This is a genomic window from Shewanella hafniensis, assembly GCF_019655335.1.
GTDB classification, from domain to species: Bacteria; Pseudomonadota; Gammaproteobacteria; order Enterobacterales; family Shewanellaceae; genus Shewanella; species Shewanella hafniensis.
In genome coordinates, this window is the sequence record NZ_BPFD01000005.1 from 95,252 (window position 1) to 110,510 (window position 15,259).

Annotated in this window: 12 protein-coding genes; 9 read left to right on the top strand and 3 right to left on the bottom strand. The window is 46.7% G+C overall.

What is annotated here, in order from left to right; genetic code table 11:
* The first annotated feature begins 172 nt into the window (after positions 1 to 172).
* The 3 genes from pdsR to K5Q99_RS03085 all read left to right on the top strand — a co-directional run bounded on the left by pdsR (position 173) and on the right by K5Q99_RS03085 (position 4,527).
* Positions 173 to 865 (top strand): proteobacterial dedicated sortase system response regulator, encoded by a 693-nt coding sequence (gene pdsR / locus K5Q99_RS03075; RefSeq protein WP_106650305.1) that lies wholly within the window; start codon positions 173 to 175, stop codon positions 863 to 865.
* A gap of 91 nt (positions 866 to 956) precedes the next feature.
* Positions 957 to 3,116: a proteobacterial dedicated sortase system histidine kinase gene (gene pdsS, locus K5Q99_RS03080; RefSeq protein ID WP_220592741.1), complete on the top strand. Its 2,160-nt coding sequence runs from the start codon at positions 957 to 959 to the stop codon at positions 3,114 to 3,116.
* Positions 3,117 to 3,327: 211 nt separating this feature from the next.
* Positions 3,328 to 4,527, top strand: a complete 1,200-nt coding sequence (locus K5Q99_RS03085; RefSeq protein ID WP_220776013.1) for a cystathionine beta-lyase — start codon at positions 3,328 to 3,330, stop codon at positions 4,525 to 4,527.
* Positions 4,528 to 4,698: 171 nt separating this feature from the next.
* Here K5Q99_RS03085 and K5Q99_RS03090 read toward each other — a convergent pair whose 3' ends face one another.
* Both K5Q99_RS03090 and yegD read right to left on the bottom strand, forming a co-directional pair.
* Positions 4,699 to 5,187, bottom strand: coding sequence for a CreA family protein (locus K5Q99_RS03090; RefSeq protein ID WP_106650302.1), 489 nt, complete (start codon positions 5,185 to 5,187; stop codon positions 4,699 to 4,701).
* A 57-nt stretch (positions 5,188 to 5,244) separates the two neighbouring features.
* Complete coding sequence (yegD, locus tag K5Q99_RS03095; RefSeq protein WP_220776014.1) at positions 5,245 to 6,705, bottom strand: molecular chaperone; 1,461 nt, start codon at positions 6,703 to 6,705, stop codon at positions 5,245 to 5,247.
* A 375-nt stretch (positions 6,706 to 7,080) separates the two neighbouring features.
* On the opposite strand from yegD, the gene ppk1 reads away from it, so the two are divergent.
* From ppk1 to atcC, 6 genes are all read left to right on the top strand, one after another.
* A complete protein-coding gene (ppk1, locus tag K5Q99_RS03100; protein ID WP_220776015.1) occupies positions 7,081 to 9,252 on the top strand; it encodes a polyphosphate kinase 1 in 2,172 nt (723 codons plus the stop codon).
* A 42-nt stretch (positions 9,253 to 9,294) separates the two neighbouring features.
* Complete coding sequence (ppx, locus tag K5Q99_RS03105) at positions 9,295 to 10,839, top strand: exopolyphosphatase (protein WP_281422421.1); 1,545 nt, start codon at positions 9,295 to 9,297, stop codon at positions 10,837 to 10,839.
* Between the two features lie 394 nt (positions 10,840 to 11,233).
* Complete coding sequence (gene atcJ / locus K5Q99_RS03110; protein WP_006081330.1) at positions 11,234 to 11,518, top strand: cold adaptation protein ActJcold adaptation protein ActJ; 285 nt, start codon at positions 11,234 to 11,236, stop codon at positions 11,516 to 11,518.
* Positions 11,519 to 11,541: 23 nt separating this feature from the next.
* Positions 11,542 to 12,069, top strand: a complete 528-nt coding sequence (gene atcA, locus K5Q99_RS03115; protein ID WP_220776016.1) for a cold adaptation protein AtcA — start codon at positions 11,542 to 11,544, stop codon at positions 12,067 to 12,069.
* A complete protein-coding gene (atcB, locus tag K5Q99_RS03120) occupies positions 12,069 to 12,827 on the top strand; it encodes a cold adaptation protein AtcB (protein WP_006086363.1) in 759 nt (252 codons plus the stop codon). The genes atcA and atcB overlap by 1 nt, the downstream gene beginning before the upstream one ends.
* Before the next feature lie 11 nt (positions 12,828 to 12,838).
* Entirely contained in the window at positions 12,839 to 13,735 is an 897-nt protein-coding gene (gene atcC, locus K5Q99_RS03125) for a cold adaptation protein AtcC (RefSeq protein WP_131525556.1), read from the top strand.
* A 1,068-nt stretch (positions 13,736 to 14,803) separates the two neighbouring features.
* Here the strand turns inward: atcC and K5Q99_RS03130 are convergent.
* Positions 14,804 to 15,259: hypothetical protein (locus tag K5Q99_RS03130; protein WP_220776017.1), on the bottom strand; the 456-nt coding region annotated here is incomplete at its 5' end.

Here is a 15,259-nt window from a genome sequence, read left to right on the forward strand (position 1 = left end):
CTGAATGGGGCTATTAAACACAAGTGGAATGGCATGAGCAGGGATGGAAAATGGCAATGCAACTATCAATTGTGGCAACAAAATGGCAATTGCATTTGTGGCCTTTTATCTCGGGTAAAATCCTGTATAGTCACGAAAACTTACTCCCCCAAGTCAATAGGAATAGGGCTCTATGAAGCGTATCGCCATAGTGGAAGATGAAGCCGCCATTCGCGAGAATTACAAGGACGTGCTGCAACAACACGGTTACAGCGTGCAAACCTATGCCGACAGACCATCGGCCATGTTAGCCTTTAATACTCGTTTACCGGATTTAGCCATTATCGACATCGGCTTAGGTAATGAAATTGACGGCGGCTTTATGCTGTGTCAGTCACTGCGCGCGATGTCGAGCACGCTGCCGATCATCTTTTTGACCGCCCGTGACAGTGACTTTGATACTGTTTGTGGCCTGCGTTTAGGCGCCGATGACTACTTGAGTAAAGAAGTGAGTTTCCCCCATTTAACTGCGCGTTTAGCGGCCTTGTTTCGCCGCTCCGAACTTGCTGCCAGCCAAACGGCGCAGGAAAACCTGCTCGAACGTGGTCCACTGACGATTGATGCCAATCGCATGCAAGTCTATTGGAACCAGTTGCCGATTGAGCTGACTGTCACCGAATTTTGGATGGTACATGCATTAGCCAAACACCCTGGCCATGTGCGCAGCCGTCATGAATTAATGCAAGAGGCGAAGATTTTTGTCGATGACAGCACAATCACTTCCCATGTGAAACGCATTCGCAAGAAGTTCATTGTCGCCGCGCCTGAGTTTGACTGTATCGATACGGTTTATGGCATGGGTTATCGCTGGGACAGCTTAGCCTGATCTATGGCTTAACAAACCGTTAAGCGCGGTGTTGAACCAAACAACCTTGAATGATTACACTTTTAACCCCATTGATGCTGACCCTTAACTTATGACACGTTTCCCCTTTGGTCTACGCACTAAAGTCATCGGCCTTAGTCTATTTTTGCTCTGCCTACCTTGGCTGGGGTATCAATATGTGTGGGAGATGGAAAAGTATCTTCGCCACGGTCAAGAACGTACCCTAGAAGGCACCACTCAGGCACTGGCCACCGCATTGCACGAACGGCCGAAATTGTTCGATGGACAAGCGAGCTTTTTAAAACAAGTGGAGAAGAGTCGCGATCTCTACGCCTACCAGCTCAATGGGGCAATTCTACTCGACGGCAAACTCAATGAATGGGAAGAATATCAGCACAGATTTCTTCAGTACGACGAGGCGCACCTGATCATGCGCGCCGATCCCAACGCGCCGCTAACCTTAAGCTTTACCCACATGGTCGGTCAGTACGATGGTTATCTTTACGCCTTCTTTCGAGTGATTGACCCAACTGTGGTGCTGCGCGGTAGAAATGCCTTAAGTGTCGATAGAAACGATCATCTTTCAATTGCAACACTCGCACCCGACAATAAATTTAAGCGCTATATCATTGCCACCACGCAACCAGGCTGGATCAGCGCCTTCGAATTACCCGCCAATCCTAAACAAACCGTGCCAGTCAAACCTGAAGTGCGCATTCAAGGACAATGGGCAACCACAGATGTGGGCTACAATGTCGAGCTGCGTATTCCCTTAGACATGGTCGGCAGCAAACTCGGTTTTGCTATTTCCGATGTTAACGACAGCAAAAATCGCGATGTAGCAGCCGTTGTCGGTACCTCGGCCTTAGATACGGTCGATAATCTCGGCACTGTGTTGGTACCATCGCCTGAAATTGAAAGCATTATCAAAGGCATGAGCCACTATAGCTCACGCATCTGGGTGGTCGATAAACACGGCCGCGTACTGGCAAAATCGGGAGATATTCGTGCCAACGACAGCGTGTGGACCCGCACCTTAGAAGATGAAAAGAGCACCACGCTGTGGGAAACCTTCAAGCGTGATTACTTGCATCCGCTGTATTATAAAATTCTCACTAAGCCGCCCAAAGACTTTATCGACTCCTTGCAAGACTCTACTGAACTTGATGGCAGTCATATCCAAAAAGCCCTCGCGGGTCAGCAAAGCTCGACTTGGCGGTTAACCCCAGACAACAAAGCCGTGGTACTTGCCGCCGCCAGCCCTATTTGGATTGATAACAATGTGATGGGTGCCGTCGTCGCCGAAGAAACCACCCATGGTATTCGCACTCTGCGTAACCGCGCGCTGGAAAAACTCTTTAACGTGATTTTGACCATAATGAGCATGGGCACTTTGGCATTGTTCTTTTTCGCCTCGAGTATTTCTAATCGTATTCGTAAATTGCGCGATGAAGCCGAAAATGCCATTGATAGCCAAGGCCGCGTTCGTAATCACCTCAAACCGTCTAAAGCTCGGGATGAAATTGGCGATCTGTCCCGCAGTTTTTCCAGCATTGTGGGCCGGCTTGGACAATACACTCACTATTTGGAAAACATGTCGTCGCGCCTGTCCCATGAGCTGCGCACGCCCGTGGCGGTTGTACGTTCATCCCTTGAACATTTAAACCTGCAAACCTTAGATAAAGACACACAGAAATATGTCGACCGCGCCCAAGAAGGCGTCAGCCGCTTAAGTATGATTTTAAATAACATGAGCGAGGCAACGCGCTTAGAGCAGAGTTTAACCCAGGCCGACATCACTAAGTTCCCACTTTCCCAAGTGGTCAGTGGCTGTATGCAAGGTTATCAAATTACCTATCCAGAACAAGGCTTTAGCGTAAAAGTGCCCGAGCAGCCACTGATGATGCAAGGTGTACCGGAATATATCGCCCAGTTGATGGACAAGCTTATCGCCAACGCCATTGAGTTTTGTGATAAAGACAGTGCTATCGAAGTCACGCTCACCCAAGTGGGTAAGCAAGCGACATTGCTTATCAGTAACTTAGGACCAGAATTACCTGTTGATATGTCAGAGCAGATTTTCGATTCCATGGTGTCGGTACGGATAAATCAAGTCCAAGACAAACCCCACCTAGGCTTAGGTCTGTATATCGCACGATTGGTCGCCGAGTTTCACCAAGGACAAATCCTCGCCCGCAATCGCAGCGAGCATAATGGCGTCGATATCCTAGTAACCTTGCCTTTAAATTAAGAGCCATGTTGCCGTTAAGCTCAGTATCAAAATCTAACGACCGAACAGACAGGCGCCAATAACATGAGTCAAACTCATCATAGCGCCGTCTGTTATTTCGGCGCGCAGATGCTAAGATGACCGCCATAACAATAGATTAGATATCTCCAATGGTTCTTCTCGAACATTGTTCAACCTCTTCGTTCAACCTAAATGCCAAGGTAATGATCCAATGACAGATAAACATCATCAAGCCACCCAAATCGTCAGCTTAGGTCGAGACAAAAAATGGACCAAAGGCGTGATCAATCCGCCCGTCTTTCGCGCTTCGACTATCGTCTTCGAAACCATGGATGAAATGCGCCACGCCGCGAAGAATAAAACCAATGGCGAGATGTTTTATGGCCGCCGTGGCACCCCAACCCATTTTGCCTTTCAGGCCGCGATTGCCGAATTAGAAGGCGGCGTCGGTACAGCGCTGTATCCCTCTGGCGCGGCGGCGATCAGTGCGGCGCTACTGTCATTTTTAAAAACGGGCGATCACCTGTTGATGGTCGATAGCGTGTATGAGCCAACGCGGGATCTGTGCACCCATATTCTGGGCGGTTTTGGTATCGAAACCACTTATTACGATCCGCTGATTGGCGCAGGCATTCGCGACCTAATTCGCCCCAATACTAAGGTACTGTTTTTAGAGTCACCTGGCTCCATCACCATGGAAGTGCAAGATGTACCGACCTTGTGCCGCATCGCCCACGAACATGGGTTGATCACCATGCTGGACAACACTTGGGCATCCCCAATCAACAGCAAGCCCTTTGAAATGGGTGTAGATATTTCGATTCAAGCAGCGACCAAATACATAGTCGGTCACTCGGATGTGATGATAGGGACGGCTACGGCCAACGAAAAATACTGGCCACAATTGCGTGAGCACAGCTATTTGATGGGACAAACCACCTCCCCTGATGATGTGTACCTTGCCGCACGTGGTCTACGTACCTTAGGCGTGCGTATGGCGCAGCATGAAAAAAATGCCCTGCAAGTGGCCAACTGGTTGAAAACCCGAGCAGAAGTCGATCATCTGCGTCACCCCGCGTTTGATAGCTGCCCCGGCCATGAGTTCTTTAAACGCGACTTTAGCGCCTCCAACGGCTTGTTCTCCTTTGTATTGAAACAAGGCGATGCCGATGCGGTCACCGCACTGGTTGAGAATATGAGTCACTTTAAGATGGGCTTTTCTTGGGGCGGCTACGAGAGTTTGATCCTCGGCATTTTCGGCATTGATAAAATCCGCTCAGCGACCAAGTGGGATGCGAGCAAACCGTTAATTCGCTTGCATATTGGTTTAGAAGATCCCGCAGATTTAATCGCCGATCTCACTGCAGGGTTTGACCGCTTTAACGCAGTATTGGCGGCCAAAGCTAAATAAAGATACCTATCTTGATAAGATTTAAGCTAACCCGTTAGATGGCGAATAGTAATTGAGTGATGTCATTAGCGGTTAAATGCTGGCGGCATTTAAAAACAAAAGGGACGGAATAAACAATTCCGCCCCTTTTTATTTTTAACACTTACTGCAAAGCTATAAACTCTTCGGCGATTAATTCGCTTTCGTTCCAGCACTCAATGCAGGATCGACCCAAGCCGCAGAGCCATAAAGCGGCACTGTTGAAAGCGCATGCTTATGGCTGCCATTGGTCTCTTTCGTCGAATAGGACAAATACAGCAGAGTCTGGTTCTGCGCATCGTAAATCCGACGCACTTTTAATGACTTAAATAAAATACTCAGGGATTCGGTAAAAATCACTTCGCCATGTTTACCCATGTCTATCTTCGCCAGATCGGCTGCAGTAATTGGCCCAGTTTGACGGCAACTTATGCCCATATCCGATGGATCGGCAAAATCTAAATTGGCTTCGATACGGCTAATATGGCAAGTCACCCCAGGAATTTTAGGATCGTGCTTAGCATCAATAATCACATCCTTAGTGGTAAAAAGCCCTAAGCTCACCTTACCTACATCGTCACCACAACCCGCGAGCAAAAAGCCAACAGTGGCCGCAAATGCACACTTAAACAGAGTTTTCATTCCTACATCCTTTTGCATTAGTGCCTATATGAGTGCTTATATGTTAGCGCTTGTATATTAATGCGTAGCAAATAGCTTTTGTGCCCAGCGGGTTAATCCTGCTGTCACAGAGCCAAAGTGATCGCCGACCACGACTGGAATATCGGGATAAATACCCGCGATTTTCGCGTAGATCGCAGGGCTTCGCGCCGTACCACCTGTCACATAAATCACATCGGGTTTGCATTCTGCGGCATTGTCGGCAGAGGTATTCTCATGAGCCAAAGAGCCATCAGCCGCTAAGGTTTTTGCCGCTTGCGCAAGCGCTTGGTGCATCAGGGCTTCTACTTTTGTCAGTGAAGGCTCAATGGCATTCTCAAACACATTACGACTCACACCCGCGTGCAGCGCCGCTTCGATAAAATCCAGATTAACATCAGTATTATCGGTATCTGACAGGGCAATTTTGGCGCGTTCGGCTTGGCGAACGAGCTGATAACTTAATTGCTGTTGTTGCACTTTTAACAGTCGGTTGAGTAACTGTGGCTGCTCAGCTTCTTTCACCAATTCATCAATCAGTTTACGGCTGCTTAAGGTACTGAATTCTCGCTGGGCGCTAATATCATTTACCGCCACCGCATTCCAAAAGGCTTTACTGGGCATGGGCTTGCCATTGGTCATTAAAGAGCCTAAACCAAAGTGCGGCATAAAGGCATTCATTGCAAGGGCGATATCAAGATCATTACCACCGATCCGCTGACCACTATGGCCGAGGAAATCTTCACTGCGATCCGCTTTTTGTTTATGTGCTGGACCCATTTTGACCACAGAGCAGTCCGTTGTACCGCCGCCTACGTCGACAACAAGCACGGTTTTGTTATCGGTCAAGGTCGCTTCATAATCCATCCCCGCCGCTAACGGCTCGAACAGAAAATCAACGTCGACGAAACCCGCACGTTTTGCCGCTAAGGTCAAAATGGCTTCAGCCTGACGGTTACTCTCTTCACCGCCTATGCCTTGAAAGTTCACCGGGCGACCAATAATCGCATGGGTGATCGTTGCCGTAGCGCCTTGTTTGGGAAGCTGCTTTTCCACTAATACAGATTCGGCGCGCACTTTAATGTGCTGCATCATCAGGGTAACTATGTCTTCAAACAAGGCCACTTGCTCGGGTCTAAGTCCCGTTGCACCTAAAAATGATTTTGGCGAACGGACATAGAATCCCTCCTCCGGCATCTCTAAATACGCGCTCACCGCCTGCTCACCGACAAACACAGCCTGAACGTCAGCGTCGAGATCTAACTCATGGCGCACCATGCGGGCACGGCTCAATTGCGCTGCACGTTTTTGGGCATAATCGGCTTTTAATTCAATAGGAAGACCACGATAAACCGCCTCAGCGATCAGTTCCCTGTCCATCGCATATAAGGTCGAAGGTAAATAAGCTGATTGCTCTGATAACGCCAATAACTGCACATCATCACCCTGCATGATCCCTACAGCGCAGTTAGCACTACCATAATCAAATCCAACAAACATACCTTTTACTCCCGCGATAAAAAAGCCGAGCAAGATAACATAGTTTGCAATAATGCCCAAGGAGTTAAGACTGCTGGCTTTGCCCGTAAACTGGCTGCGCGTGTGGCGTGCTCAATGCGCAAAGCGCAGTTGTACGGGCAGAGTTTAAGCTCAATCCAAGATGATCATCATAAGGTCATATTTCTGTCACACTCGTCATCAAGCTGACATATTTCCCTCGTATCTTTATCCCAGATAAATCCCAGACTGATTTTGGCGTGTGCGCAGTATTTATCATTGAAATTCCTTCACTTGTCGGCAGTAAATCTGATTGCACAAAGACGGATGAATGCTATTGTATATTGCGCCATGACGCTTGCTTAAAGGAGCTGTGCAGTGTCCCCGAATACCGATAAACTTTCGATTGATAAAGAACTCTCTTGGTTGTCATTTAATGAGCGGGTATTGCAAGAAGCCTGCGATCACAATGTTCCCTTAGTGGAGCGAGTGCGATTTTTAGGGATATTTTCCAATAACATGGATGAGTTTTTTAGAGTGCGTGTGGCTGCGGTCAGGCGCTCGATTCTGCTGTCATCCCTGCAGGAAGGTCGCAGCAACAGTCGCCATTTAATGGCAAAAATCCAATCGAAAGTGATGGCATTGCAAGAAAGATTCGATGGCATATACACGGATTTAATGCGCGAGCTAGTGCGTCGTAATATTTTGTTAATCAATGAGAAACAATTAAGCGAGTTCCACAGCGACTGGCTGAAAAAACATTTTCGAGACCATTTCAAACGCCATATTGCTCCGCTTATCGTCAATAACAATCGCGATTTGATCAAACAAATCAACGACGATGCCACCTATTTGTGTGTGTGTTTATTCACTAAAGCTCGTCGCCAATACGCCTTAGTCGAAGTACCGACTAAAAACGTACCGCGATTTATCGAACTCCCAGCTGAAAAGAGTAAAGCGAAAAAGTATCTGATTTTATTAGATAACATTATTCGCCACTGCGTGGATGAACTCTTTGGCCCCTTCTTTGAGTACGACGCCATCGAAGTGTATTCGATGAAGTTAACCCGCGATGCCGATTTTGATATCACTGACGAGCTTGAACAAACCCAGCTTGAGAAAATGACTAAGGGATTGAAAAAACGTCTGACCGCCGAGCCTGTGCGCTTAGTGTATGACAAAGAAATGCCTGAACACATGTTAGTGATGCTTAAAGAAAATCTGAACATCAGCTCGACCGAATGTTTGATCCCAGGCGGGCGCTACCACAGCTTTAAAGACTTTATCGCCTTCCCCAACCCGAGTCGCGACTACCTCGAAAACGAAAAACTACCGGCGCTCAATAGTGCAGGTTTTGGCCGCAGTGCCAACAGTTTCGATGCGATTCGGATGGGCGATATCATGCTCAATTATCCGTACCATAAGTTTTCCCACTTTACCGAAATGGTGCGCCAAGCGGCCTACGATCCGGCGGTGCGCTTTATTCGAATTAATTTATATCGAGTGGCGAAAAAATCCCATGTAATGCAATCGCTTATCGATGCAGTGAAGAACGGCAAACAAGTCACCGCCGTCATTGAACTCAGGGCCAGATTCGATGAGCAATCCAACATCGAATGGACCCGCATCTTGGCCGAAGCGGGCGTCAAAGTTCACCACGGTATCACCAGCTTAAAAGTGCATTCCAAGTTGTGCTTGATTGGCCGCGAAGAACAAGGGGAAATCAAACTTTATTGTCACGTCGGCTCTGGCAACTTTAACGAAGGCACAGCGCGGGTCTACACTGACTTGTCGCTGTTCACCGCCAATCAAGAAATTGCCCGAGAAGTAGAGCAAGTATTTGACTTGATTGAACATCCGTATCGCCGCGATAATTTCCAGCATTTAATTGTGTCGCCCTACGATGCCAGACAAAAACTGAGTCACTTAATTGATAATGAAATCGTTAATGCCCAGAGCCATATGAAGGCGGCGATTACCTTAAAACTAAATAACTTACTCGATGAATCCTTAGTACAAAAGCTCTATGAAGCCTCGGCGGCAGGGGTCAAAATCAAGTTACTTATTCGCGGCATGTGTTCGCTTATCCCGCAAATTCCGGGGATCAGCGACAACATCGAAGTCTATAGTATCGTCGACCGATTCCTCGAACACTCACGGGTGATGCTGTTCCACGCTGGTGGAGAGAACAAACTCTTCATCTGCTCCGCCGACTGGATGAGCCGCAACATAGATAATCGCGTTGAAGTGAGTGTGCCGATTTATGATCTGCGCCTAAAACAGATGATAATGGATATTTTATCCTTACAGTTCAATGACAACACTAAAGCACGTGTCATTAACAAGGAACAAAGTAATCCTTATCGGAATCGCGGTAACAAACGAAAAGTGCGTTCTCAAATTGCCATTTATCAATATCTGATTAATTATGAGAAGCGCCAACTGCAAGAATTTAATGCCTTACGTATGTCCACCCATGAGGGTGACGCTGAGCGAGAAGTGAAAACTCAGCCTGACATAACACCTGAGTTACGGGCCAAAGCCAGCTAATCGCTGGCTTTATATCACTTTGATTGCCTAAGGATAATCCGATTGGTAACCACATATTCGCACACACAGTCACACGCTACGCCCTGCAATGTACTCGCAAACTCTAAATCGCGCCACTTTGTCGCCATCGATATGGGGTCGAACAGTTTTCATCTGGTCATTGCCCGCGAGCAAGATGGCAGTTTGCAGATTTTACATAAAGAAAAACAACAGGTTCAGCTCGCCACTGGGCTCAATGCGCAAAATATTCTCGACAATGACGCCATAGAACGTGGGCTCAATTGCCTACGGGATTTTAACCAACGATTTTCCAATCTCGACCAAGCGCAAGTGCGATTAGTCGCCACCCACACTCTGAGAATTGCCAAAAACCGCGATCAGTTTATCGAGGCCGCGCTCGCCATCATGCCCTATCCGGTGGAGGTCATTTCGGGCCATGAAGAAGCGCGTTTGATTTATAACGGTATTGCCCAAAGCCAAGTGCTAGGGAAAAGTAATTTAGTCATCGATATCGGTGGCGGTTCTACCGAAGTGGTGATCGGCCAGAAAAATACCCCTACCCAGTTATCGAGTCTGCGCTGCGGTTGCGTGAGTTTTAACGAGCGTTTCTTTATCGATGGACTCATCACCCCAGCCTCATTTCGCGATGCCCAAAGTGCGGCCGATAAGCAGTTCGCGTCGCTCTCAAAGGAATATTTCGCGGGCGGCTGGGAACTCACCTTGGGTAGTTCAGGTACAGTGAAAGCCATCTGCGAAGCAATTCAAGAAGAGCACGGCGATGAAACCATCACGCTGCCACGACTCAAACAGCTCAAAATCAAGTTAATCAAATGTGGCCATATTAGCCAAATCCAATTTGCCAATGTCGATGATAAACGCATTCCCTTAGTGCCCGCCGGACTTGCCATTTTGATCAGCTTTTTTAGGCGCTTACCGATTCAAAAACTTGAGTTTAGCCCAGGCGCACTGCGTGAAGGCGTACTCTATGAACTGGCAAAGATTGGCCAGTATCAGGATATTCGCCACCGCACCGTCGACAGTATTGCCCAGCTTTATCATATCGATATGGCCCACGCGGCTAAGGTACGCGACACTGCTATGGCCTTGTTTGAACAGGTCGCCGATGAATGGCAATTAAGGCCCCATGCGCGCTTGCTTGCCTATGGCGCGACTTTACATGAAATCGGATTACACATTAATTCAAAATCCCTGCACAAACACGGCGGTTACATTATCAGTAACAGTGACTTACCCGGGTTTAGTGAAGCCTTGCAGCTGGATTTAGCGCGACTTATCACCAACCACAGAAAAAAGCCTAACGAATTAATGCTCGCTGAGCTCGATCCCAACCATAAGCTCACGCTCAATCGCCTACTCTGCCTGCTGAGACTTGCGGTCTTGCTCAACCTTGGCCGTATCGCTAAGACGCTGACTTTAGATCATATTAAAGTGATCCCCGATGGACTCATGCTAGTACTACCAAGCCATAAGCGGAAAATCAGCTTGTTTATGAGAGATTTACAGCGAGAACAAAAACAAATGCTCACCCTTGGAATGAACCTGCGTTTAGTGTCTAGTCTGACTTAGCGGTTACGGCGTTAGCTCAGCCTAACATGGCCGAGCCGAGTGTGGGTTAGCTCTGTGTGAATGCGTTTAACGTAGGATTCTGCGCTAAAATATTGCCCAGAATCGAGGGCAATTATCTCGCCTAAAAATAAAGTTAAGTTAGCTGTCAATCTGGCTTGATAACAGGATTTCAACAGCATAGCGGTTGACTTAATCCATGCGCCACAACAGATTAAAGTTTAAAGGATTTTTAACCCTTCACTAAAGCACAAATTCCTGCTCGCACGTTTGCCGCTGAGTGGGGATTTCTGCTATCATCCACGGCTGACTAATCATAATTCCACGAATTTAAAGATAATCAGAGTCAAACCCTTTTTATCTCGCGATATCAGCCCCATCGCCTGCAGGTACAAGTATGATTAACCACTTTAGTGTGCTCGGTATAAAACCCAGTGCCAAAGAAGACGACATTAAAAAAGCCTATCGACGGCTGTCAAACAAATATCATCCCGACAAGTTGTTAGGCGCCTCGGAAGAGGAAAAGCAGCAAGCCGCCGTACAACTTGAACGCGTTAAAAATGCTTATGATGTGTTGTCCGATCCTAAGCGACGTAATGCGTTTATCAAAGATTTCAATAACGTCATAGTGACCGATCCCGCTAGCGCCATGCGCGAGCTGTGGGATCAATTTTATCCTTGAGCGTTTTCTAGAGTAAGTGCCAAATGGTCAAAAAACTGAATATCTCACGCATTAATGAGCTAAAAAATAATGCCTACGACAATATCGAGTCCTACGACGATCCCGATACACCTAAAGCGCTAGAGCAATTTACTAGCCAAATCAAAAAGGTGTTAGAAGCCGATCCTAAGATGCTCGATACTGTGCCTGAGTACCTGCCTGTCGCGCTTTACGGTCGAATTAAGTTTCCCGCCGAAGCCAAACTCAAGTGGGCGCATTGGATAAACACGGCAACTCAACCCGAGTGGGATGAGTTTAAAGTCACGATTGGCTTTAACAATGCTGATTTACCTTTAGTGTTAGCCGTGCGTGGTTACTCGGAGACCTTACTGATTGAAAGCTGCGCCGTACTGTATTTACTTGAAACTCAAGGTAAAGCAACGCCTGTAGCGAAGCATCACGACGATGAAGATGATGACAACGATTATGTTGGCACCTCAGATAACGACGACGATGATGAAGGCGAAGAGGAAGATGGCTACTACGATCACTACGATGATGAGGACCGCTAATGAACACTAGTCTCATTGAGATTACCGTCGCCGAAATTAAAGAGTTGGCGGACGTAGAGCCAAAACAAGCGAGCAAACGCTTTGAAATCATTGCGAATACCATGAGCGACGAGCAATTAGTCGAAGTCATCGAACACATGGATATCGTCACGCTGACCCAAATCAACAGTCATCATGATATCTCTTGCCCTTCGATCATGTCTGAACTCATGACCCCAGAACAAATTCGCGACATCGTCTGTCAGCAACCTTTGTACTGGGAAGAAAAAATCAAAAACAATGCCGAAGAACTTATTCAGCATACCTTTGATTTTTTGACCTATTTAATTCGCATCCAAGATAGCGAAGAAAAGCAAACTGCGATTCTAGAATGTATCGCCGAAGATCCAGCGGGCCTCTTCTATCTGTCGATCCCTTTCATCGAAATGATGTTAGGCGAAAAACATGAAGATGAAGACGGCTACACAGATCTCTATGATGACGAAGAAGACACTGAAACCATCGGCTACGACAGCCGCGTCGCCAGTGAAGATGCACACAGCCTTAGCATAGACGACCCACGCAGCCTAATGGCCTTGATCCACGAGCTTGCGCCCGATGTTGAAAAAGCCATTAAGAGTCTGCTGCGTAACGAAAGCTCAGGTTGGGAAATGATCATCAGCAAGTTTGTCAACGAGCTGGTTATTCAAGCCAAAGAGAAAAACCAAGTGACGGATGAATACGCTGAAGTCGATGATATGTTTAGCTTTTTGGATTAAGGAATTATTTGATGCAACTGGTACTGCGTGATGTAGATCAAGGACCTTACCTGAGCAAGGTATTGATCCAAGGCCAAGCAGACGAAACGCTGAGCGGTGAACAGCTGTCACAAATCAAATCCAAAGCCATTTTGATGAGCCTCAAACTGGCCGATAAGTTTTACAACAAGTACAAAATGCACCTGCTCGAACAAGCGGCGCACGATGTCATTGGTGTGGTGAGTCTTGGTTTGATGGAGTTATCAAACCAAAATCCGCAGCAGGCGATACGCCTGTTGATCACCGCCGATGGCGTCGTCAAATGCTTTCAAAAAGGCTGGAGCATGCTCAGCACCGTCAGCAAGCATAAACTCATCAACGGCAAGTCACTGTACGGCGATGTCGACAAGTTCTTGCTTGAACAAGTGTCTAGCCCGCCCGATGCAGAAGAATGGTTAGGCTATGAAGCCTATCAAGATGCCCTGCTTGAGCATCAACGCCAACAGTCAATTGCGGCCCTATTGGCACAGTTTTACGCGCAATCGAGCTATGATCCGCTAGATTTTCTCAATCTAGAGAGTGTATTAGCCGAAGCGGTACTGTATCGATTGTTGTTTGATGGCGCCAAAGTCAGACAAGATTTGAAAAAGCGTATCGGCAAAATCACCTTAAAAGAGGAATGGTTTACCCGTGAGCATATCGAATTGGAAACCCAGAAAGCGTTAGCAGAATTACCCGCAGAACTCGCTGAAACCATCAGTAAAGATCTCGGTAAAAACTTTGTCCCCGCCCTACTGCGTACCCTGCACTTTGCGAAAAGCTACCGCGAACTCTTACTCAGCGACGCTTCACCCGAACGCTTAGAAAGATTCGAACACAAGGAAGGTCTCGTCGGCCTCCTCGGCTGGCCACTCTACATAGTACTTTGATCGGTCCTTTTATCGGGACTTTAATCAGCAGTGTGATCAGTAGGTTAACGAGTACTTGAGTCGCTTAAAAATGAGTGCTTTATTGAAAAATAAAGCACTTTTTTATTGTCTTATTTCTCTATGTCCAATCCCAACAATCAGTATTTCGGTCTCAGTTTTGAGTGGTTTTAGCGTAAAGCTTGATAACGCTTTGGGAACAGATAGGTGTTGGAAAGTAGTGTTTGGGGAGCAGTAATTTCAGTTGCTAGCAGTTTAACGTTTACGGATATCCACTCGCATAGGCTTGCTATGTCATTCACTCATCGACATGGTGAATAGAAACCTAGGGGTTCTGAGCTTATGAACGAGAGCCATGGACGGCGAACTGGCAGTTAAACAAGTATGTTGTTCAAGTCCTTCCTTTGGATGCTCGACCGCCCCGTCTGATGTGAAAGGATTCACAAATGCCGCGATGGCATGGATGCCAAAAAGCGGCCATGGGGCGGACGGTCGTCTCGCTAATCACCATGGCTCACCTTTTTGGCATTAACGTAACCTGTAGATTTGAAAGCTTTACGCAGCATGCTTTTGGACTGAAATGTATTGGAAAGTAGTATTAGAGGATCAGTAATTTTAGTTGTGAGGTGTTTAGCGTTTACTGATATCCACTCGCACAGGCTTGCCATAGTATTTGCTCGTCGACTCGCAGCCAGTCCATCCTTGGATGCTCGACCGCTCCGTCCATGGGGCGGACGGTCGTCTCGCTAATCACCATGGCTCACCTTTCGTACATTCGCGTAATCTGTAGATTTAAAAGCGTTACGCAGCACGCTTTTGGGACAAAAACGTACTACGTTTTGCGCGGAACTACCTTCATTTCGGATAAACAAAAATAATTCTTAGCGCTGAATCGTGGGCAATGATTAACTTAAGGATGTAATGCTTGGCCATACTTCAAAACTCATACAACTCCATGAAGTTTAACGACTTTCTCACCGACACATACAAAGGAGAGCGTTTTGTGAAAAATAGAGCGCAACGACTACACAAAAATGAGAGTAGTAGTATGTGCTCGCGTGCAGCAATTTATTAGCTCAGAATCTTGGCTACAAGAGCTGACCCTTTTGCTACCTGGTCAGTTGCTCCCAATTCATTAAACTCTGCAAGTACTTGTTTAAGTGAGTCATTAAGTATTTCGCTAGATATATCTACGTTTGGTAATTCCGAAATTTTTTTCTCAATCTCTTGTGAAGTACCTGCTATTTTTATGCTAGCTACCATTGCTACGTAAAATTTAATATTCGTAATGATCTTTCTTTCTAACTGAATCTCGCAATTTTCCGGCTTCAGATATGTTTCAACAGCCTTCATAATTTGGATTGCTTTGAGGTAAATATCAATTGGCTTATCTAAGCTAAATATTTTTCTATATTCGACGTCAGAATTAATTAATGTTGAAGGGCGAGCTCTTGCGCTGTCTGGCTTCAACAACATAATAGCCATCATTGCTTGCGCCATATAAGAAATACTTATGATCTTGGCAAC

What these genes read in the sequence shown, in the direction of transcription:
- atcC (WP_131525556.1), top strand. Translation starts at nt 12,839, where the DNA reads ATGCAACTGGTACTGCGTGATGTAGATCAAGGACCTTACCTGAGCAAG.
- K5Q99_RS03090 (WP_106650302.1), bottom strand. Translation starts at nt 5,187, where the DNA reads ATGAAAACTCTGTTTAAGTGTGCATTTGCGGCCACTGTTGGCTTTTTG.
- atcA (WP_220776016.1), top strand. Translation starts at nt 11,542, where the DNA reads ATGGTCAAAAAACTGAATATCTCACGCATTAATGAGCTAAAAAATAAT.
- atcB (WP_006086363.1), top strand. Translation starts at nt 12,069, where the DNA reads ATGAACACTAGTCTCATTGAGATTACCGTCGCCGAAATTAAAGAGTTG.
- pdsR (WP_106650305.1), top strand. Translation starts at nt 173, where the DNA reads ATGAAGCGTATCGCCATAGTGGAAGATGAAGCCGCCATTCGCGAGAAT.
- K5Q99_RS03085 (WP_220776013.1), top strand. Translation starts at nt 3,328, where the DNA reads ATGACAGATAAACATCATCAAGCCACCCAAATCGTCAGCTTAGGTCGA.
- yegD (WP_220776014.1), bottom strand. Translation starts at nt 6,705, where the DNA reads ATGTTTGTTGGATTTGATTATGGTAGTGCTAACTGCGCTGTAGGGATC.
- pdsS (WP_220592741.1), top strand. Translation starts at nt 957, where the DNA reads ATGACACGTTTCCCCTTTGGTCTACGCACTAAAGTCATCGGCCTTAGT.
- atcJ (WP_006081330.1), top strand. Translation starts at nt 11,234, where the DNA reads ATGATTAACCACTTTAGTGTGCTCGGTATAAAACCCAGTGCCAAAGAA.